General features: G+C 65.6%; 11 protein-coding genes. 6 read left to right on the plus strand and 5 right to left on the minus strand.

Going from position 1 to position 20,942, the window contains the following annotated elements; translation table 11 throughout:
- Nucleotides 1-61: 61 nt before the first annotated feature.
- Genes SM766_RS11185 through SM766_RS11200 form a run of 4 tightly spaced genes read left to right on the plus strand, consistent with a single transcriptional unit; the run spans nucleotide 62 to nucleotide 6,823 of the window.
- Entirely contained in the window at nucleotides 62-1,069 is a 1,008-nt protein-coding gene (locus tag SM766_RS11185; protein WP_274829463.1) for an AAA family ATPase, read from the plus strand.
- Complete coding sequence (locus SM766_RS11190; RefSeq protein ID WP_368947827.1) at nucleotides 1,066-1,977, plus strand: DUF58 domain-containing protein; 912 nt, start codon at nucleotides 1,066-1,068, stop codon at nucleotides 1,975-1,977. Before SM766_RS11185 ends, SM766_RS11190 begins: the two co-directional genes overlap by 4 nt.
- Nucleotides 1,974-4,760 carry a DUF4159 domain-containing protein gene (locus tag SM766_RS11195; protein WP_368947828.1) on the plus strand — a complete coding sequence of 929 codons (2,787 nt, stop codon included), beginning with the start codon at nucleotides 1,974-1,976 and terminating at the stop codon, nucleotides 4,758-4,760. The genes SM766_RS11190 and SM766_RS11195 overlap by 4 nt, the downstream gene beginning before the upstream one ends.
- 11 nt (nucleotides 4,761-4,771) lie before the next feature.
- Nucleotides 4,772-6,823: a hypothetical protein gene (locus SM766_RS11200; protein WP_368947829.1), complete on the plus strand. Its 2,052-nt coding sequence runs from the start codon at nucleotides 4,772-4,774 to the stop codon at nucleotides 6,821-6,823.
- A gap of 20 nt (nucleotides 6,824-6,843) precedes the next feature.
- On the opposite strand, the gene pbpC is transcribed toward SM766_RS11200, so the two are convergent.
- Nucleotides 6,844-8,871, minus strand: coding sequence for a penicillin-binding protein 1C (gene pbpC / locus SM766_RS11205; protein ID WP_490363355.1), 2,028 nt, complete (start codon nucleotides 8,869-8,871; stop codon nucleotides 6,844-6,846).
- Nucleotides 8,872-8,960: 89 nt separating this feature from the next.
- Nucleotides 8,961-14,402 carry an alpha-2-macroglobulin family protein gene (locus SM766_RS11210; RefSeq protein WP_368947830.1) on the minus strand — a complete coding sequence of 1,814 codons (5,442 nt, stop codon included), beginning with the start codon at nucleotides 14,400-14,402 and terminating at the stop codon, nucleotides 8,961-8,963.
- A 144-nt stretch (nucleotides 14,403-14,546) separates the two neighbouring features.
- Here SM766_RS11210 and SM766_RS11215 point away from each other — a divergent pair, with 144 nt between their 5' ends.
- The gene (locus SM766_RS11215; RefSeq protein WP_368947831.1) at nucleotides 14,547-16,841 is read left to right on the plus strand and encodes a response regulator; all 2,295 of its coding nucleotides are present in this window, start codon (nucleotides 14,547-14,549) and stop codon (nucleotides 16,839-16,841) included.
- A gap of 79 nt (nucleotides 16,842-16,920) precedes the next feature.
- Here SM766_RS11215 and yaaA read toward each other — a convergent pair whose 3' ends face one another.
- The 3 genes from yaaA to SM766_RS11230 form a co-directional block, all read right to left on the minus strand.
- Nucleotides 16,921-17,682 (minus strand): peroxide stress protein YaaA, encoded by a 762-nt coding sequence (gene yaaA / locus SM766_RS11220; RefSeq protein WP_368947832.1) that lies wholly within the window; start codon nucleotides 17,680-17,682, stop codon nucleotides 16,921-16,923.
- Between the two features lie 30 nt (nucleotides 17,683-17,712).
- Nucleotides 17,713-19,773 (minus strand): DNA helicase RecQ, encoded by a 2,061-nt coding sequence (gene recQ / locus SM766_RS11225; RefSeq protein WP_368947833.1) that lies wholly within the window; start codon nucleotides 19,771-19,773, stop codon nucleotides 17,713-17,715.
- 159 nt (nucleotides 19,774-19,932) lie between these two features.
- Nucleotides 19,933-20,220 carry a YggT family protein gene (locus SM766_RS11230; protein WP_065272230.1) on the minus strand — a complete coding sequence of 96 codons (288 nt, stop codon included), beginning with the start codon at nucleotides 20,218-20,220 and terminating at the stop codon, nucleotides 19,933-19,935.
- A 130-nt stretch (nucleotides 20,221-20,350) separates the two neighbouring features.
- Between SM766_RS11230 and SM766_RS11235 the strand changes: the two genes are divergently transcribed.
- Nucleotides 20,351-20,911, plus strand: a complete 561-nt coding sequence (locus SM766_RS11235; RefSeq protein WP_274831618.1) for an acyl-CoA thioesterase — start codon at nucleotides 20,351-20,353, stop codon at nucleotides 20,909-20,911.
- The last annotated feature ends 31 nt before the right edge of the window (nucleotides 20,912-20,942 follow it).

The following is a 20,942-nucleotide window of genomic DNA, read 5'->3' on the forward strand; positions in this document are numbered from 1 at the left end:
TTTTGCCATTTCCGTTGGGCGAGATACACTAAGACCATATATGCGCCGTGAAAGGAAAGTCATGTCCGAACCCGATGATCTGCTGGCCGACATCGAAGCGCTCGAAGCCAAGCTGCAACAGGCGCGGGAGTCGATCACCCGCCGTTTTATCGGCCAGGAGCGGGTCGTGGACCTGACCCTTGCCACTCTTTTGTGCGGCGGTCACGGGCTGCTCGTCGGACTGCCCGGCCTCGGCAAGACCCGGCTGGTAGAAACCCTGTCGACGGTGATGGGGCTGGATGGCAACCGGATTCAGTTCACCCCTGACCTGATGCCGGCGGATATCCTTGGCTCTGAGGTGCTGGACACCGCCGCCGATGGCAGCCGCGCCTTCCGTTTCGTGCCGGGGCCGGTGTTCTGTCAGCTCTTGATGGCGGATGAGATCAACCGTGCCAGCCCCCGGACCCAATCGGCGCTGCTGCAGGCGATGCAGGAACGCACGGTGACCGTCGCGGGTGAAGACCGGCCGCTTGGTACGCCCTTTCACGTGCTGGCCACCCAGAACCCGATCGAGCAGGAAGGCACCTACCCCCTGCCCGAAGCGCAGCTGGACCGGTTCCTGTTCCAGATCGACGTGCAATACCCCGACCGCAAGACCGAGCGGGACATCCTGCTGGCCACCACTGGTGCAAGCGAGGCCGAGGCGCATCAGGTCTTTACCGCCGATGAGTTGATCGCCGCCCAAAACCTGCTGCGGCGCATGCCGGTGGGCGACTCGGTGGTCGAGATGATCCTGGACCTGGTCCGCGCCTTCCGCCCCGAAGAACCGGGCGCCTCGCAGCGCGTCGTCGATACGGTCGCCTGGGGTCCGGGGCCGCGCGCGGCGCAGGCCCTGATGCTGGCGGTGCGCGCCCGCGCCCTGCTGCAGGCCCGGCTGGCGCCCAATGCCGAGGATGTGATCGATATGGCCCGGCCGGTTCTGACCCACCGGATGCAGCTCAACTTCTCGGCCCGCGCGCGGGGTGACAGCCTGGCCGATCTGATCGACAGCACCGCTGCCGAGCTGACCCGCACCGGAGCCGCCGCGTGACCCAACCCGCCGCCTCTGACGCGTCTTCTCCCGTCGCCCCGGCCGCAGATCTGCGCCACCGGGCCGAAGGGGAGGCCAGCGCCCTGCCGCCGCTTCTGGTCGATGCGCAGATGCTGGCAGGTGCTGTCCTTTTGGGGGAACACGGGCGGCGGCGCGCCGGAACTGGCGATGATTTCTGGCAATACCGTCCCCTGCAACAGGGCGACAGCCGCCGCATGATCGACCATCGGCGTTCGGCCCGGGGTGATGTGCAATTCGTGCGCGAACGGGAATGGCAGATCGCCCAGACGGTGCATGTCTGGACCGATCTTGGCGCCTCGATGCGGTTTTCCTCCAGCCCCGAATTGCCGCAAAAGATCGACCGCGCGCGCCTGCTGGCGCTGGCGGTGTCGGTCCTGATGCTACGCGGCGGCGAACGCGTGGGCCTCACTGGCGGTAGATTGCCCCCGCGCAGCGGCAAGGCCCAGATCCTCCGTCTGGCCGAGATGCTGAGCCGCGAGGACGACGCCGATTACGCACCGCCCGAGCACCGCGCCATGGTGCCCCATGCCCGCGCCCTGTTCATCTCGGATTTCCTTGGCCCCTTTGACGAATTGCAGCTGGCACTGAGCAAGGCCGCCGACCGCGGCGTGCGCGGGGTGCTGTTGCAGGTTCTGGATCCAAACGAGGAAAGCTTTCCCTTTGCCGGGCGTACCCGGTTTCACAGCATGACCGGCGGGCTGGTGCATGAAACGCTGAAGGCCTCGGCTCTGCGTGATCGCTATCTGGACCGCATGGCCGAACGGCGAGACGCGCTGGAAGCGCTGTGCCGCACCGCAGGCTGGCGGCTGGGTCTGCATCACACAGGTGACAGCGCCCAGGCTGCTCTGATGTGGCTCTATCACGCGCTGGAAAGGTCCTCCGCATGACCCTGATTGCCGGTATCGGATTTGCCTATCCCTGGCTGCTGCTGGGCCTGCTGGCTCTGCCGATCCTGTGGCTGTTGCTGCGCGCTGTGCCGCCTGCACCGCGGCGGCAGGCCTTTCCCGCCGTGACCTTGCTTTTGGGCCTTGGCGATGACGAAAGCCTGTCCGACCGCACCCCATGGTGGCTGCTGCTGCTGCGGATGCTGGCGCTGGCGGCAGCGATCATCGGTCTGGCCGGTCCGGTGCTGAACCCGGAAGAGCGCGACAGCGGCAGCGGACCGCTGCTGGTGGTGCTGGATGCCACCTGGGCCGGGGCTGATGGCTGGGAGGAGACCCGCGATCAAATCACCGCGCGGCTGGAGGAAGCCGGGCGCAGCGACCGCACCGTCGCCGTCCTGCGGCTGAGCGATCCGCAACCGCTACAGTTCCTTGCCGCCAGCGACTGGGCTCGGCAGGTCGCCGGCCTCACCCCCAATCCCTGGCAACCGGCCCCGGATCAGGTGGATCAGGCACTCACGCATATTGCCGAAGCCACAGAAGGCTTTGACACGCTCTGGTTCAGCGACGGATTGGACTATCCCGGGCGGGAGCAGCTGACCGAGGCGCTGGCGGCCCGCGGCGCCCTGCAGGTGCTGGAGCAGCCCGGCGCCGCCTTTGCGCTGGCACCGCCCAGCTATGCCGATGGCGCGCTGGAACTGACGGTGGAGCGTAGCCTGCCCGGCCCGGCACGGGATATGCTAGTGCAGGCCCGGGGCCGCGATCCCGGCGGCACCCTGCGCAGCCTCGCTCAGGCCACCGCCCGTTTCGATGCAGGCGTCACAAACGCCAGCGTCCGCCTATCCTTGCCGTCCGAGTTGCGCGCCCGGATTACCCGGTTTGAACTGGCAGGCCAGCGCAGCGCCGGAGCCGTGGCCCTGGCCGATGACGGGTTGCGCCGCCGCGAGGTCGCGCTGATCGCCTCGGAAAGCGAAGACGAGGGCCTCGCGCTGCTGTCGCCGCTGCACTACCTCCGTCAGGCACTGGCGCCCACGGCGGACCTGCTGGAAGGCGCGCTCAGCGATCTGCTGCCCGCCAACCCCGATGTGATCATCCTCGCCGATGTCGCCCGCCTGCCCCCGGCGCAGGAACAAGCGGTGATCGACTGGGTCGAGGAAGGCGGGCTGCTGGTGCGCTTCGCCGGCCCCCGGCTGGCCGCCAGCGATACCGCCCGCAGCGAGGAAGAACCGTTGATGCCGGTGCGCCTGCGGCTTGGCGGACGCAGCATCGGCGGCGCCATGAGCTGGGGTGAGCCAAAGACGCTGGCGCCTTTCGAGGATGACTCTCCCTTTGCCGGGCTGCGCACGCCAGAGGAGGTCACCGTCTCAGCGCAGGTGGTAGCCCAGCCCGACCCCTCCCTTGCCGACCGGGTGATCGCCGCCCTTGGCGATGGCACCCCGCTGGTCACCCGCAAGCCGCTGGGACAGGGGCAGGTGGTGCTTTTCCATGTCACCGCCAATGCCGAATGGAGCAGCCTGCCGCTCTCTGGCCTGTTCGTGCAGATGCTGGAACGGCTAGCGGTCTCCTCCGCCGTCGGCACGCCCGAGGCAACCAGCCTGGAAGGTACCGTCTGGCGGCCCGTTTCCGTGCTGGATGGATTTGGCCGCAGCCGCGAGGCAGGCACCCTGCCCGGCGTGCAGGGTCCCGATCTGGTCGCCGCCCCGGCAGGCCCGGCTCTGCAACCCGGCCTGTATGATGGCGGCAATCAGACCCTCGCACGCAACGTTCTGCGCGCGGGCGACAGCCTGACGGCGGCGTCCTGGCCTGCCTCGGTTCCGGTTTCCGGCTACAGCGCGGCGCAGGAGCGCCCGCTTGGCGGCGCCTTGCTGGGGCTTGCCCTTGTGCTGCTGGCGCTTGATGTTCTTGCGACCCTGCTGGTCTCTGGCCAGTTGGCGCAACTGCGGCGCAGCACCGCCCTCGTACCCTTGCTCGCAACAGCAGCTCTGGCACTTGGCGCCCTGTCGCCACGCCCGGCCCTGGCGCAGGAAAGTGGCGCCGCCGATCCGGTCGCGCTTGCGGCCGAGCTGACCCTGGCGCATGTGCTCAGCGGCAATGCAGAGGTAGACCGGATCGCCCGGGCCGGTCTGCAGGGCCTGTCGGACACGCTGTTCTTCCGCACCTCGGTCGAGCCATCAACGCCCGCAAGCGTCGATCTGGAACGGGACGAGCTGGCGTTCTTCCCGCTGCTTTACTGGCCGGTGACGGCGGATCAGAAAATGCCCTCGGCCGCGGCCTATACAAGACTCAACGCCTACCTGCGCAGCGGTGGTATGATCCTTTTTGACACCCGCGATTCCGATCTGGCTGCCGTCGGCGCCACCAGCCCCGAAGCGCGCCGCCTGCAACAGCTGGCGCTGGGGCTGGATATTCCGCCGCTGGAGCCGCTGCCGCCGGACCACGTGCTGACCCGCACTTTCTACCTGCTACAGGACTTCCCCGGCCGCCATCCGCGCGGGCCGCTTTGGGTCGAAGCCGCGCCGCCCGATGCAGAGCAAGACGAAGGCATCCCCTTCCGCACGCTTAACGACGGGGTGACGCCGGTGGTGATCGGCGGCAACGATTGGGCCTCGGCCTGGGCGGTGGACAGCAATGGCCGCCCACTGCGCCCGGTCGGGCGCGGCTATGCCGGTGAGCGTCAGCGTGAGTTGTCGCTGCGCTTTGGCGTCAATCTGGTGATGCATGTGCTGACCGGCAATTACAAATCCGATCAGGTCCATGTTCCGGCGCTGCTGGAACGGCTGGGGCAATAGGGGCCACGACGATGACGCAGACGATCCTGTTCGACCCGCTGCTGCCCTGGCCCGTGATCTGGGCGCTCACCGCCGTGACGGTGCTGGGCCTAGCGCTGGCCATCTGGGCGCGGATGCGCGGCTGGCTGCTGCGCGCGGGCGCCGCCCTTGGCCTGCTGGCAATGCTCGCTGGGCCAGTGGTGCAGAACGAAAACACCGCCCCCTTAAGCGATATCGTGGTGGTGGTCGCCGATAAAACCGCCAGCCAGAGCCTGCCTGCCCGGCCCGAGCAGATGGCCGAGGCCGAAGAAGAGCTGAGACAGGCGCTAGAGGCCCGCCCCAATACCGAAACGCGCTGGATCACCCTGCCGGATGCCGCCGATGACAGCGGCACCGCCCTGATGCAGGCGGTTTCCGATGCGCTGGCCGATGCACCGCGTGGCCGGATCGCCGGGATCATCGCCCTGTCGGACGGTCAGATCCACGATGCCGATCAGGCCCCCGACCTGCCTGCGCCGCTGCACCTGTTGCTGACCGGCAAAGACAGCGACTGGGACCGCCGCCTTGTGGTGCGCAACGCGCCCGCCTTTGGCATCATCGGAGAACCCGTCACCCTGACGCTGCGGATCGAGGATCAGGGCGCCGCGCCCGACGCCGCCGCAACCGCGCCGCTGGAAATTGCGATCGATGGGGCCGAACCGAAACGGTTTACCCTGCCGGTCGGTGTCGATTTCGAACTGCCCATCGCCCTGCCGCATGGCGGGCGCAACGTGATCGAATTCTCGGTACCCGAAGCTGCCGGAGAGCTGACCGCCCGCAACAACACGGCGCTGATCCAGATCAACGGCGTGCGGGACCGCCTGCGCGTGTTGCTGGTGTCCGGAGAACCGCACCCCGGCGGGCGCACATGGCGCAACCTGCTGAAATCGGATAGCTCGGTGGACCTGGTGCATTTCACCATTCTGCGCCCGCCGGAAAAACAGGACGGGGTGCCGGTGGATGAGCTGAGCCTCATCGCCTTTCCCACGCGCGAATTGTTTCTGGAGAAGATCGACGATTTCGACCTGATCATATTTGAGCGCTACAAACGACGCGGCATCTTGCCTGCGATTTATCTCGACAATGTGGCCGATTACGTGGCCAAGGGCGGCGCCGTTCTGATCGCGGCGGGGCCGGATTTCGCCAGCGCCGCCAGCATCTACCGCAGCCCCCTGTCGGCGGTCCTGCCCGCCAGCCCCACGGCGCGGGTCTTTGAACAGCCCTATCTGCCCCAGGTCACCGATCTTGGCGCCCGCCACCCTGTCACCTCGGGACTGAAACGGGAGAGCACAGACGGGACGTGGGGCCGCTGGCTGCGCCAGATCGATCTGCAGGAACCGCAGGGACATGTTCTGATGGAGGGGGTCGAGGACCGGCCGCTGCTGGTGTTGAACCGCGAAGGCGAGGGACGCGTGGCGCTGTTGGCCTCGGATCATGCCTGGCTCTGGAGCCGGGGCTATGAAGGCGGCGGGCCGCAGCTGGAACTGCTGCGCCGCCTGGCCCACTGGATGATGAAAGAGCCGGAGCTGGAGGAAGAGGTTCTGACCGCCGAGGCCACCGGCCAGAAGATGCAGATCACCCGGCGCACGCTGCAGGACAGCATCGGCGCCGTCACCATCACCGCGCCGGATGGGTCCGAGACGGTACTGGACCTGCAGGAACGGGCCCCCGGTGTCTGGCAGGGCAGCTATACGGGCGCCGAGATCGGCCTGTACCACCTCAGCGAAGGCGACGCCTCAGCCGTCATCGGGCTGGGTCCGGCGGCGCCCCGGGAGTTCGGCGAAACCGTCGCCACCGGCGAGGTGCTGCGCCCGGTGGTCGCCACAGCGCGGGGCGGTATCCTGCGGCTGGAGGACGGTCTGCCGCGTCTGCGCGATGTGCGCGAGGGGCGCCCGGCCGCCGGACGTGGCTGGATCGGTCTGACCCCGCGCGAGGCCTATGAAACCCTGTCGGTGTCACAGCATCCATTGCTGCCTGCCTGGCTGGTGCTGCTGGTTATTGCCGCGCTGATCACCGCGGGCTGGCTGCGCGAGGGACGCGGATGACCCGGGCCGCAGATCTGCTATCAGTCGATTTCGATCGCGGCCCGGGCCGAGCGGCCCGCCGCATCGACCACCACAAGATCGGAAAAACCAAGGCCGGGACTGGGGATTTCGAACTCCCGCGCCTGCTGCCCCTGCAGCACCGGTTTTCCATCCGCCAGCACCACGAAAGGCGCAGTGCCGCCGCGCAATTTAACCTGCAGCCCGCCGCCCTCCAGCGCCAGCCGGGCGCCATTCGGGGGGAACAGCATCTGCGGCGCATTCTCTGCCGGTTCGAATACCGCGTCCCGTGCCCGGAAGCGGCGCAGCGGCGCGGGCAATTCCGCCGCCGACAGGATCAGGGTCGCGGCGGGCGGCGGTGGCAGCGCGTCAAAATCGGGTTTTAGCAGACCAAAGGCCTCGAACAGCACCGGCGCTGCCAGATCACCGCCAAAGGCCCCCGGCACTGGCGTGCCATCCGCCCGGCCCATCCAGACGCCGATCACATGGCGTCCGTCCCAGCCCAGCGCCCAGGCATCGCGGTGACCATAGGACGTGCCGGTCTTATAGGCCAGAACACCGGCCCGTGCCCCGGGTGGCGGCGCCAGCCCACGCAGCACATCGCCCAGCTGCCAGGCCGCCACGTCCGATATCATCCGGGGGCGATCCTGCTGCGACGCCCCCCGCAGCACCCGCAGCGCCGGTCCCTGCCCGCCCGCGGCCAGCCCGGTATAGATCTGCACCAAATCCTGCAACGAGGTGCCAAGCCCGCCAAGGCTGATCGCCAGCCCCGGTTTGCCAGCGCCGGGCAATCGGGGGCTGGCACCACCCCGGCGCAGGGCCGCCATCAGATGTGCCGCCCCCAGCTCGCGGGTCAGCTTTACCACCGGGATATTCAGGGACAGCTGCAACGCCTCGCGCACCCGCAGATCGCCACGAAAGACTCCATCAAAATTCTGCGGCGCGTAGCCGTCGAAATCCACCGGACCGTCATGGATCAGTGTCTCGGGGTGCACCAGCCCGCGATCAAAGGCCAGCCCGTAGACCAGCGGTTTCAGCGTCGAGCCTGGAGAGCGCAGCGCCTGTGTCATATCGACAAATCCCTGCCGCCCCTGATCGGCGTACCCGGGGGATCCGACCGAGGCGAGCACCTCTCCGCTCTGGTGGTCCACTACCATCAGCGCCGCCGAGAGCCGCGCGCCGCTGCGCCGCGCCGCCGCCTGTACCAGCTGCTCCATCCGCTGTTGCAGATCGGCCTGCACCGTCAGGGACAGGCGCCGGGCGCCGGGATTTGCGGACAGGGTGCGGTCAGCCAGATGCGGTGCCAGCCGGGGCATCGCAGCCATCTGCCGGGGCAGGCGTGCCTTGGTTGCGATCTCGGCGCTTTCGCTGTCCAGAACACCATCAGCAACCATCCGCGACAGCACCTGCGCGCGTGCTTGTCGCGCGGCCTCGGGCGCCCGATCCGGGCGGCGGCTTTCCGGGGATTGCGGCAGCGCCACCAGCAACGCCGCCTCTGCTGCAGTCAACCTTCGCGGTTCCTTGCCCAGCCAGACGTAACTGGCGGCCCGCAGCCCTTCGATATTGCCGCCATAGGGCGCATGGGTAAGATAGAGCGTCAGGATCTCAGCCTTGCTGAGGCGTCGCTCCAGCGCCAAGGCCACCCGGATCTGCCGCAGCTTGCCGGACCAGCGCCCGGTCGAGCCATCCTCCAGCAGACGCGCCAGCTGCATCGTCAGCGTCGAGCCGCCCGAAACCACCCGGCCATGCCACAGCGCCTGCCCACCCGCACGCATCAGTGCCAGAACATCCACCCCCGGATGCGACCAGAATCGGCGGTCCTCATAGGCGATCAGCATCTCGGTGAACCGGGGATCCACCTGATCGAGCTGCAGCGCCATGCGCCAGATGCCATCCCCAACCGGGTAGACCCGCAGCAGGCGGTCCTCGCGGTCCATTACCTCGACCGAGGTTTCGGCAAGGGTCAGGGGCAACTCGGTATCGGCGACCCAATCGTCGAACAGACGCCAGCCGATGCCCAGCAGCAGTGCAAGCGCGGCAACGGCCCACAGCCCCCGCCGCCAGAAGGTCGGACCACGGGCATATTCACCGCGCGCTGACCGAGTGGTAAGCGCGCGCAAGTATGCCCGCCAACTGCCGGTCACCGGATCTGCACGCGGCCTGCGGCGGTGCGGGCGCGGTAGGCCGGACGGTACATATCCTCGACCGAAGCTGCCGGGTGATGGAAGCTGCCCGGCGTCACAGCCCGCGTGACATAGGCCAGCGTCACGGTTTCGGTGCCGCCGATATCTACCGCTGCCAAGAAGCGGTCAGAGCGGAACTCTGCATGGGTTGCCTGATCCAGCTTCAGCCAATCGAGATCGCGCAGATCGCCAGAACGCAGCAGGTTCGGATTGTCGATCTCAAACCCCGCCGGAAGAGGATCATCCACCATCAGCCGGGCACCGGTGCCTTCATGCGGCACCACGCTCAGCACGGTCACGAAACGCGCCCCGGTTTCAAAGCTCAGCTCCGCGATCGGTTCGCCCTCCAGCGTGTAATAGCTGCGGTTCAGCGTGTAGCCATAGCCGCCCGCCTCGGGAGCGACTACGGGCACGCCAAGGGTTGTCAGGGTGATCTCGGTGCTGCGTCCCGAAGCTGCTGAAATGGATTTCCCCATGCCTGCCGCGCTGCCATCCAGCACCTCGACGAAAGGCCCGGCAACGCTTTGACCGTTGACCAGCAGACCGCTGTCTTCGGGGCTGGAGACCAGCGCCTGCGCCGCCAGCAGGGTCCATGCGGCCTCCTGCGTGGACATTCGGCTGCCATCCTCGGTCACCCGGGCCATCAGGTATTCCTGACTGACCGCTGCACTTCCGGCCTCACTTGCCAGCGCCAGGACCGCGGCGGCATCGCGGCGATGGGTGCCGTAGTCGACCCGCCAGACCGGGGTTTCCGCGCCGCTGCGGCCCAGCATCTGCGCCGCCCGCCCGAACATGCGGTCGGCGCGGGGCTGATCGCCATAGGCCGCCAGCGCAGCGCCCAGCTGCGCCGCCGCCAGCGGGGTGGCAAAATCGCCTGCCTTCACATCCGCATAGTAGCGCAGATCGCCCATGGCGGCGGCGCCTTCGCGGGCCAGCACCATCAGCGCATAGGCAATGTCCTCGCCTCCATTGTCGAAATTGGGGGCGTAGTTGATCCGGTTGCGCAGATTGTCCATCGCCTGGGCAAAGGCCTGATCGGGCACCGCATAGCCCTGCGCCCGGGCGCGGGACAGGAAATCGCTGGCATAGGCATCAAGCCAGAAATCACCGCTTTCGGCGCGCCACAGGCCAAAGGCACCGTTACTGGCCTGCCGCGTCAGCACCTTGCGGATCGCCGCATCAATGCGCGCCTTCACAGCCGGTCCATTGCCCAGCCCCGCCGCCTCGGCCACCGAAGAGAGATAGAGCAGCGGCATCGCCGTCGAGGTCACCTGCTCGGTGCAGCCATAGGGGTAGCGATCCAGCTGCGCCAGAAGACCGGGCACGTCGAACTTGGCCAGAGGCCCGGCAGAAAGCACCGCCCGCGCCGAGCCGGGCCGCAGCCCGGCAAAGACGTCGGCGCTGAACTGGAAACTGTCGCCGCCCGATAGCCGGAAGCGTCGGGTCTGCGCCACGACGGGATCATTGGCCCGCACCGGCATTCGCAGCCGCTGCACCAACGGCAGCCCAGCGGGCGTCGTAAGGGTCAGCTCGATCTCGGGATCGCCCACAGCCTGCGCCGACAGCGGCAATTCAAGCACCGCCTTGCCCTGCTCGGTCAGCGTCACCGCGCCCGGCAGGGGGCCAAGCTCCAGCCCCGTGCCGATGGCACGCGCCGACAGGGCCATCTCGCCCGCCGGTCCATCCGCATGCACGATTTCAATCCGGGCGCGACTGCTATCGCCCGGCGCAAGGAAACGCGGCACGGTCGCGGTCACCACCACCGGATCACGCACCAGCATGTCTGCCTCGGCCTGTCCCACGGCACGCGGCGACCAGGCCACTGCCATCAGCCGCACGGTGCCGTTGAAGGCAGGCAGATCGATTGGGAACAGCGCCTCGCCATTGGCGTCCAGCTGCAAGGGGCCAGAGAAGACCGCCACAAGATCCTGCGTCGGCGGTGGCGATTGCATGCGCATGCCGTTATCCGCATCACCGCCCGACCGCACCTGCCCCATCGCGCCATTTCCGGGATCAATCAGACGCCCGTAAAGATCGCGAAGCTCCATCCCCAGCCGCCGCTGGCCGTGATAATGGGCGGCGGGATCGGGGCTTTTGAAACCGGTGAGGTTGAGAATGCCGAGATCAACAGCAGCAACCGTCAGCCAGACCTCTTCGCCCGCTGCGGCGCCATCAACCCGAACCCGGGCCGTTTCGGTGCCGCGCGGGCGGGCGACCTCGGGGACGTCGATGTCAACCGACAGCTCCTGCCCCGGCTGAGTCACGCTGGCATGCGCCAGACCCAGCGCCCGCGCGGGTGTCCGGCTGGCCTTGCCCGTGACGGGCTGCAGCACGGTTGCCGTCACATAGGCGCCGCTGCCCCAGGCTTCGGTCACTGTGAGGGGGATCGTGCTTTCGCCTGCGGGCACTTCGACGGCCATGCGGTCAATCAGATGGTTGGACACCACCGAGATCAGCGCCGTTCCCCCAGCCCGGGGTACGATACGCAGGCGGGCGGTGTCACCGGGCTGATAACTTTCCGCATCCAGCGACAGCTCCAGCCGGTCCGGGGTCGCGGCGCTATCCGCCGGGGCATACCAGCCCGCGTAGAAATCCAGCGCCGCCGTCACCGGCGTGCCATCCAGACGTTCGATGACCAGCTCATAACGGCCCCACTCCACCGGCTCGGACAGGTTCACCGGTTCCTGCCCCAGCGTTGTCTCGCCGGTGGCGATGCGGGTGCGGCGGGTGGTCGGCTCCCAGTTCCAGTTGCCGTAAAGCTGATACCACTGATAGCGCGTTTCGACCCGGTTCAGGGTCCATTTCACCTGCATAGACAGGGGTGTGAGGTCAGGGTTGAGGGCGATCACCTCGAACCCGGCTTCGCTGCCCTCGCCCACCACATCATCGAACAGGGGACGAATGCCGATCACCGGAGTTGCGGGCCGCACCGGCAAGGTCAGCTCGCGCTCGACCGGGCGGGCGGCGCCATCCATGACGCGGGTCACGATGGTCGCCTGCATCGGTTTGCCTTCGGATGCCGCCGCTGGCAGCGACACCACGACCGAGGCCTGCCCCGCCGCATCCGTTTTATCGCCGCCAAAGTAAGAGCGCTGCGGGCTGCCGGGCGCATCATAGCGGCCAAAGCGATACCCCGGCCACTCCGCAACCGTATCGCTGGCGCTGAGCCGCAGATCGCCGTCGATAGTCAGCCCTGACCCCGGCGCGCCGAACAGGTAGCGGGCCGAGATATCAAGCTGCGCCGCCTCGCCCGGCACCAGTGCCGCAGCATTCGCGACAGTCTGGGTGAAGTCGATGCGTTCGGGCAGGAAATCCTCGACCAGGAGCTGCCGGGTGGCCAGCGCAGGGGCCTTGGGATCCGTTTTCAGGTCCAGACGCCAGGTGCCGCGCGGCGCAGACTGACCGATCGGTAAGTTGAACACATGCCCCCCGGCCTGTCCGCCGTCTGATACCTGACGGCTGTACTCCACCCCATCGGGGCGGTGCAGGATTGCGGTCAGCGGCAGGTCGGTAATGGCGCGGGCACCACTATCGCGCGTCAGGGCGGTGACATGGATCACCTCCCCCGCCCTATAGGCACCGCGATCCGTTGCCAGGAAGACATCCACCGGCCCCGGCGCGGGACGACCTTCGACCCCGCGATCCGACAGATCGAACGCTGCATCCTTCAGAGATAGAAAGGAAAAATCTTCTTCCCCCTGCTGCGCCATGACCATTGCCGGGGCAGCGGCGCCGCGCCCGCGCGACAGGCCTGGATCAAACCGGACATAGCCAGTGGCATCGGTCCGCGCCGTGGCTAGAACCGCGTTTGCATTTGAAATCAGCGTCACTTCGACATCCGCACGCGGCTTGGCGTCGGTGAGACCCTGCACCTGAACATGCAGCCCGTCCGCGCCGGACATGGTGCTGAGGCCCAAGTCCGTCAGCACAAACCACTGGGTCGCGCCGGGGTCCTCATACGGGTCGGCGCCGGGCACACGGGCCGTCAGCGCATAAACCCCTACCGGCCGGTCAGCCAACACATCGACAAGCGGAATCCGGGTGGTCATATCCTGGTTCAGCGCATCCTGAACGCTGGCCGTACCGGTCCAGACCTCCTGCCCGATGTCCGAGGCAAAGTATTCATCCTGCCAATGGGACAGCGGGCGGCCGAAATAACCTTCCTGCAAGGTGCGCAGCAGGTTGCGGTCGCTGACCTGCCGCAGTTGCAGCGCGACTTCGCGAAGGTTCACGGTCTCCACCGGCAGCGCCACCTGATCAGATTTCGCCAGTACATAGGCCCGGCCCGGGAAACGGACCGATGGGGTGCGGTCGCGCACGTAATGGGTCAGTTCGACCTCTTTGCTCAGGACCTCACCACTGGCCGCAGGCAGACCGCGCCGCAAAGCGATTCGGTAACGCTCGCCATGTTCGGCGCCATCGAGGCAAAGCTGACGGCCACTGGCTTCGGCAGCCAGTTCCGCCCCGGCCCCTTTGACGTAATCGCCATAATCCACACCGCTGCGAGCCAGATCTTCGGAGAACTCCACGCAGATACGCGGCGTGGCGCTGTCGCTTTCTACCGTGCTGTCGGTGACGCGGAAGCCATATTTTCCGATAGCCTCATCCAGCAGCGCCGCAGTGTCGGCACGGGGCGCAAGATCCTGCGCCAGACGCAGCACCGAAATCATGTCGCGGCCACGCCCCAGACTTTCCAGCGCCCGCCCGGCCGTCACCAAAGCCTCGGCCTGCAAAGGCGCAGCCTCGGCCCGCAGGTATCCGTTCAACGCCGCAGCCAGCGCCTGCTGACGTTTGGCGTTCTTGTTCTGCTTGCTCTGGTCTGCGATTCGCAGCCACAGGGCGGAAACCTCGGTCCACAGGGCCGGATCATCGTTCACAGCGACTGCCGCGCTGAGCCAGCCAAGCGCGCTTTGTACCCCGCCTGACCGCGCCTGACCGCGCCCGGCGCGGATCATATCTTCCAGGGTTTCACCGCGGGATGGGTAGCGCAGACCAATCTCCCGGGCCTGCCGTAATGCCGCCTGCAGATCGGCGGGGCGCAGACGATCCAGCCGCCCTGCCCGTTCGGAGGCCGCCGCCTGCTGCGCCGCAGATATTGGGCGTTTCAGCGCCGAAATCGCACCGGTGTAGGGCGTGGCCTCTTTCATTTCGGACTTTGGAAAACAGGCGTTTGCCTTGTTGTTATAGGAAAATCCGGCACAGGCCTGCTGCGCGCTGCAGGCCCTTTGGCAGGCGTTCAAATCCGTATCGAAAAGGGCCTGCAGATCGGATCCGTAATAGTCAGTATCCGCAAAGGACTGGTACCGCACCTGTGGCAAAACGCGATCCGGCCCCGCCTGCACCGACGCTGCAAAAAAACCGAGAAATGAAAGCAAAACAATAAGAAACCGATCCAACATGGCACCCTCCGAACTGAGGTTAAGCTTGCACGCACTTAACGCCATAGCAAGGTTTCCCGTCGTAACACCAATCATGGCCAATTTGCCGCCCGAGTTCAGGCTCGGAGTAAACACGCCATTTAATTGAGGATGGAGCTAGCAGGGATGAACCTTGCCGAGAAACTCGCTGAGGAACGCCGGGCACGCCTGGCGGCAGAGCGGCTGCTTGAACTGAAGCAGGCCGAGCTGACCGCAGCGAATCGCAAACTCGGGCGTCACGCGCTGGCTCTGACCCGGCAGATCGGCGTGACCCAGGCCGAAGTCGCCAACGTACGCGACGAAAACGCCAAGGTGAAATCCGACCTCAGCATGGCCAACGAAAAGATCGAAAAGGCCGAACGTCGGCTGTGGCATTCGATCCAGGCCTTTCAGGACGGCTTTGCCTTCTTTGATTCCGACAGCAAGCTGATCGGCGCCAACACTGCCTATCTGAACATCTTTGACGGGCTGGAGGAAATCACCCCCGGAGTCTCCTATGTGCGGATCCTTCAGATCCTGACAGACGAAGGTCTGGTCAATACCGAAGAGCTCAAGCCGGATCACTGGCGGTCGATGATGACCGATCGCTGGATGTCCCTGAAACCAGAACCCATCGTGATCCGGATGTGGGACGACCGTTATCTGCGGCTGTTCGATCAGCGCGGACAGGGCGGCGATGTGGTCAGCCTTGCGCTCGATATCACCTCCTCGGTCCGTTACGAGGAAGAGCTGCGGGCCGCCCGCGAACGCGCCGAATCCGCCAACCGCGCCAAATCCGCCTTCCTCGCCAATATGTCCCACGAGATCCGTACGCCGATGAATGGCGTCATCGGCATGGCCGAACTTCTCAGCGACACCGAGCTGAGCGAGGAGCAGCGTCTTTACGCCAATACGATCAAGAACTCAGGCGAGGCGCTGTTGGTCATCATCAACGACGTGCTCGATTATTCCAAGATCGAAGCGGACAAGCTGGCACTGCACCCCGAGGCCTTTGACCTGGAGCGCAGCATCCACGAGGTGGTCATGCTGCTGCAACCCACGGCCCGGGACAAAGGCCTGGCGATGCTGGTGGATTACGACATCTTCCTACCGACCCGTTTCATCGGAGACCCCGGCCGTATTCGTCAGGTTCTGACCAACCTGGCCGGCAATGCGCTCAAGTTCACCAAGGAAGGTCATGTCACCCTCCGGGTCACCGGTGTAACCAACCCGGACGAGAACCTGTGCTGGATTCATGTCACCATCGAAGACACCGGCATCGGCATTCCTGCGGAGAAGATCGAGCACATCTTTGGCGAGTTCAACCAGGTCGAGGATGAGCGCAACCGCAAATTCGAAGGCACCGGTCTGGGCCTTGCCATCTCCAAACGTCTGATCGGCATGATGCGCGGCGAGATCTGGGTCGAAAGCGAGGAAGGCCAGGGATCCTGTTTCGGTTTCCGCCTGCCGCTTCCGATTCCGCAAGGGGCGCATACCTCGGTTCCCGAGATGACACCCGGCCTGAAGCGGATCCTGCTGGTCGACGATCTGCAGCTCAACTGCGAAATTCTGCAACGCCAGCTGAAACTGCGCGGCATCGATGTGACCACCGCCCATACCATCGCTGACGCCATGGATGCGATGGCCGCGGACATCGATCTGGTGATCTGTGAACATGGCCTGCCTAGCGGTGGCGGCGTGCAACTGGCCCGTGATCTGCGCAACGGCAAATGGAACGACGTGCCCCTCCTACTGCTCAGCTCCAACCCGCACACGGTGCAGGACGCCGACGTAGAAGAGCTGAAGCTATATATTCTGCAAAAGCCCACGCCGCGGGATGAGCTGTTTGAAAAGCTAAACGAGATCGCGGCCGCCCTGCCTGGAGCGCAGCCTGCAGCGCCGGACGCGGAACCGGGTGCCGCCCCCGGGGAGTTGACCCTGGAAGAGGCCTATGCCGCCGACAACGCCAAGGTGGTGTCCCCCGACGGTGAAGGTGCTGTTCTGGACCAATCCGAAGATCTGGCCTCGGCCCCCCGGCAGATGCGGGTTCTGGCAGCCGAGGACAACAAGACCAACCAGCTGGTGTTCCGCAAGATGGTCAAACATATCAATATCGACCTGCGCTTTGCCAATAACGGGGTCGAGGCCGTTGCGGCCTATCAGGACTTCGAACCGGACCTGATCTTCATGGATATTTCCATGCCGGTGATGGATGGCAAGCAGGCCACCATGGAAATCCGCAAGATCGAAGAGGAAACAGGCCGTCACGTGCCCATCGTCGCCCTGACTGCGCATGCCATGGCTGGCGATTCCGAAGGCATCCTGGCGGCGGGCCTGGATCATTATCTGACCAAACCTCTGCGCAAGGCGCTGATCCTCGAACGTATCGGTGAATACGCCCCGCAGGATGCCCAGCCGATCGATCTAAGCCCAGCCGCCTGATCCACCTCCACGACAGCGCCATGCAGATACCTTGTAGCTGCGAACGGCTCTGGGGCGGCACAAATGGGGCGGGCGGAGCTCAGCCGCGCAGGAACACCGGCTTGTCCGGCTCCGACAGCTCCGGTTTGTAGACGTAACCTCCGGTGTCGAAATCCTTAAACGCCTCGGCATCGTTCAAACGGTGCTGGATGATATAGCGCGCCATCGCACCGCGGGCCCGTTTGGCATAAAAACTGACGACCTTTGGCGTGTCGTTCTTCATCTCCATGAAGACAGGCGTGATCACCTTCGGCTTCAGCGCTTTCAGATCCACCGCGCCGAAATACTCCTGGCTGGCGCAGTTCACCAGAATATCGCTGCCTGTTTCTTCGGCCTGGCGGTTCAGGGCTTCGGCGATCTGGCTGCCCCAGTATTCATAAAGGTTTTTGCCGCGTTCGTTTTTCAGCCGCGATCCCATCTCTAGCCGGTAGGGCTGCATCCCGTCCATCGGCCGCAGCACCCCGTACAGCCCCGACAGAATGCGGAAATGATCCTGGGCCCAGGCCATTTCCTCGGCATCGAGCGAGGCGGCCTCAAGCCCCTGATAGGTATCGCCAGCAAAAGCCAGCGCGGCAGGGCGCAGGCTATCGGTGGCCGGGTTTTCCTCAAAGCTACGGAAGCGGTCGTAGTTCAGCTTGGCCAGATCCTCGCTGATATGCATCAGCTTCATCAGCTCGGCCACCGACAGCTCCCGCGCCACGGCGTTGAGACGCACCGCGTCCTCCTGAAAGGCAGGCGCGGTCATTTCCATGTCGCGCTCTTCCCAGTCCAGTTTTTTCGCAGGGGAAACCACTACCAGCATCTGTCATCCTCGCTCTGTTCTGGGCCAGACTTAGCCCGCGCCGCGCAAGACGTCCAGAAACGCCGCCGCGAAACGTTCCGCGCGGCGCTCCCCCAGAAGCCGCTCCAGCCCCGCCTCATCGCCCGGGCGCATCTGGGCCACCTTGGCCAACAGCGAGGCCGAGCAGCTGAGCGGTTTCAGCGTGCCGCATTCCCCCCGCGCCAGCTGCCCCTGCGCCTCCAGCAATGCATCATAGAGCGACCCCGCCCCGTCCCGTGTCGCCAGTTTGCGCCGCTGCGGGTGCATCTGTTCCACTGCGCCGGTGATCACGCTCAGGAAGTCATCGCCATAGCGGTCCAGTTTTTTGGCGCCGACGCCGCTGATGCGTGCCATCTGATCCAGCGTTTCGGGCCGCTGCTCGGCCATCTCGATCAGGGTGCGATCCGGGAAAATCACATAGGCAGGCACCTTCTGCGCCTCGGCCAGCGCCCGGCGCTTTGCCTTCAGCGCCGACAAGAGCGGTGCGTCCTCATCCGAGACCAGCGCCTTCACTGCCGGACGCCTGTCAGCAGTCTTGATGGTATCCTTGCGCAACTCGATCCCGGCCTCGCCGCGCAGCACCGGCAGGGCCGCATCCGTCATGCGAAGCGCGCCGTGTCGCTCGGGGTCCGGGCGCACCAGATCGTGCCCCATCATCTGCCGGAACACCGCCTGCCACTGGCCCTTGGCGTATTCCTTGCCGCAGCCAAAGACCGACAGCTCATCATGGCGTTTGGCCCGCACCCGGTCGGTTTCGGTCCCGCGCAGGATGTCGATCAGATGCCCAGCGCCATAGGTTTCCTGCGTGCGCAGGATCGCCGACAGCGCCTTGCGCACCGCCGTGGTGCCGTCAAAGACCTCCACCGGATTGTCGCAAAGATCGCAGTTGCCGCAGGGCTCTGCCGTTTCGCCGAAATAGGACAGAAGGTTCTGACGGCGGCATTTCAGCGCCTCGGCCAGCCCCAGCAGGGCGTTCAGCCGCGCATGATCCGCAGCGCGGCGTTCCGGCGGCGCCATGCCTTCATCGATCTGGCTGCGGCGCAGGCGGATGTCCTCGGGCCCGAACAGGGTCAGGGTTTCCGCAGGCGCGCCATCGCGGCCCGCGCGGCCGATTTCCTGATAATAGGCCTCGATGCTTTTGGGTAGATCCGCATGGGCGACCCAGCGGATGTCGGGCTTGTCGATGCCCATGCCAAAGGCCACCGTCGCCACCACGATCAACCCGTCCTCGCGGGCAAAGCGGGTTTCCACGATGCGCCGGTCCTCGGCCTCCATGCCACCGTGGTAGTGACAGGCCACATGGCCCTCTTCGCGCAGCGCGGCGGCCAGCGCCTCGGTCTTGGCCCTTGTGCCGCAATAGACGATACCGGACTGCCCCTTGCGGGCGGCAGCAAAGCCGAGGATCTGACGGCGCGGGCTGTCCTTGGTGCCAAAGGCCAGATGGATATTGGGCCGGTCGAAGCCGCGCAGGAAGGCGCGCGGCGCCTGTCCATCGAACAGCTTCTGAACGATCTCTTCCTGGGTTTCCTGATCCGCCGTCGCGGTAAAAGCCGCCAGTGGCACGCCCAGCGCCTGGCGCAGCTCGCCGATGCGCAGGTAATCGGGACGGAAATCATGGCCCCACTGGCTGACGCAATGCGCCTCATCCACCGCGATCAGGCTGACGCCGATGCGCCGCAGCATCCCCATCGCCGCCCCCGAAGCGAGCCGTTCCGGCGCCATGTACAAAAGCTTCAGCCGCCCCGCCTCGATCGCCTCCCAGACAGCCTCGGTCTCTTCCTCGGTATTGCCCGAGGTGAGCGCACCGGCGGCAACCCCAGCTTCCTGCAAGGCGCGCACCTGATCACGCATCAGGGCGATCAGCGGCGAGATCACCACCGTGACCCCATCGCGCATCAGGGCAGGCAATTGGAAGCACAGGGATTTACCGCCACCCGTCGGCATGATGGCCAGAACGTTTTCGCCTGCGGTCACCGCATCGACGATCTCTTCCTGTCCGGGGCGGAAGGCATCAAAACCGAAAATATCGCGCAGCAGCGGGGTCGCCTGTGGCAGGTCTGTCGTCTGCGTCATCAAAGGGAGGGCCTCAAGGGAGTGTCTGCTCGGATTTGGCACACAATCCCACAGGAGGAATCGGGCGGCAAGAGGCCGCCCAGTTAAATCACCGGTCTAATCCGCGAACATGGCGCACCGAACAGGCGCTGCCCGGCCTCACGGCCAGGCCAGACCGGATCAGTAGAACATCATCATGTTGTTCTGGATGATGATGCGCAGCGCATAGACCGCGATCAGCACCAGAAGCGGCGCCAGATCGATCCCCTGCATATTGGGCAGCAGGCGGCGGATCGGCGCGTAAAGAGGCTCAAGGATGCGGTTGAGACCATACCAGATCTGCGCCACGAACTGCTGGTTCAGGTTCAAGACCTGGAAATTGATCAGCCAGCTCATGATCACATGCGCGATGATGAAGAACCAGACGATGTCCAGGATCAAAAGCAGAATTTGAAACAGCGATAACATCCTATTCCCCTATGTTAGCCAGCGTAACAGGTAAGCAGCCGGGTGCAGATGCGCAAGGCTTCCGCGAGGTTGCGGTTGACGGGCGGTAAATGGGTGGCAACACGGGCACATCGCAAAGGAAAGACCGCCCATGTTTCCCATCGTCCGCCTGCTGAAAGATCTGTTTGTCGCCAGCCGCATGGACCCCCTGCCGCTCACGGCCGTGCACCGCTCCAGCCATATCTGCTGGCCCTGGGATCTGGATATCTGGCTGGAGCTGAACAACGGCCGCGCGATGACCCTTTATGATCTGGGGCGCACCATGCTGGCGCAGCGCGTCGGGCTGATCGGCGCACTGCGCCAGAACCGCTGGGGAATGACCGTGGCGGGCACCTCGGTGCGCTTCCGCCGCCGTATCCGGGGCTTTGAACGTTTCGAGATGCGCAGCCGCGCCGTGGCCTGGGACGACAAGTTCATCTATCTGGAGCAATCCATGTGGAAAAAGAACGGCGAATGCGCCAGCCACGTGATGCTGCGCACCGCCGTCACGGATGCAAAGGGCATCGTCCCCCCGACAAAGGTGCTGGCGGCCGTCGGTCAGGGGGACGCCGAAACCCCGACAATGCCCGAGTGGATCGCAGCCTGGTGTCAGGCGGATGCCACACGCCCCTGGCCACCGATGGCTGAGACGCAGGATGGGCTTGCTTCGTAATGCCAGCACCTGTCTTATCGGCAACAACAAA

Origin of the sequence: Pseudophaeobacter sp. A-200-2, from assembly GCF_041008815.1 — a bacterium.
GTDB lineage: Bacteria > Pseudomonadota > Alphaproteobacteria > Rhodobacterales > Rhodobacteraceae > Phycobacter > Phycobacter gallaeciensis_A.

Excerpts from the sequence above, each read along its gene's own strand:
- SM766_RS11185 (WP_274829463.1), top strand. The coding sequence starts at position 62 with ATGTCCGAACCCGATGATCTGCTGGCCGACATCGAAGCGCTCGAAGCC.
- SM766_RS11195 (WP_368947828.1), top strand. The coding sequence starts at position 1,974 with ATGACCCTGATTGCCGGTATCGGATTTGCCTATCCCTGGCTGCTGCTG.
- SM766_RS11200 (WP_368947829.1), top strand. The coding sequence starts at position 4,772 with ATGACGCAGACGATCCTGTTCGACCCGCTGCTGCCCTGGCCCGTGATC.
- SM766_RS11210 (WP_368947830.1), bottom strand. The coding sequence starts at position 14,402 with ATGTTGGATCGGTTTCTTATTGTTTTGCTTTCATTTCTCGGTTTTTTT.
- SM766_RS11215 (WP_368947831.1), top strand. The coding sequence starts at position 14,547 with ATGAACCTTGCCGAGAAACTCGCTGAGGAACGCCGGGCACGCCTGGCG.
- yaaA (WP_368947832.1), bottom strand. The coding sequence starts at position 17,682 with ATGCTGGTAGTGGTTTCCCCTGCGAAAAAACTGGACTGGGAAGAGCGC.
- recQ (WP_368947833.1), bottom strand. The coding sequence starts at position 19,773 with ATGACGCAGACGACAGACCTGCCACAGGCGACCCCGCTGCTGCGCGAT.
- SM766_RS11230 (WP_065272230.1), bottom strand. The coding sequence starts at position 20,220 with ATGTTATCGCTGTTTCAAATTCTGCTTTTGATCCTGGACATCGTCTGG.
- SM766_RS11235 (WP_274831618.1), top strand. The coding sequence starts at position 20,351 with ATGTTTCCCATCGTCCGCCTGCTGAAAGATCTGTTTGTCGCCAGCCGC.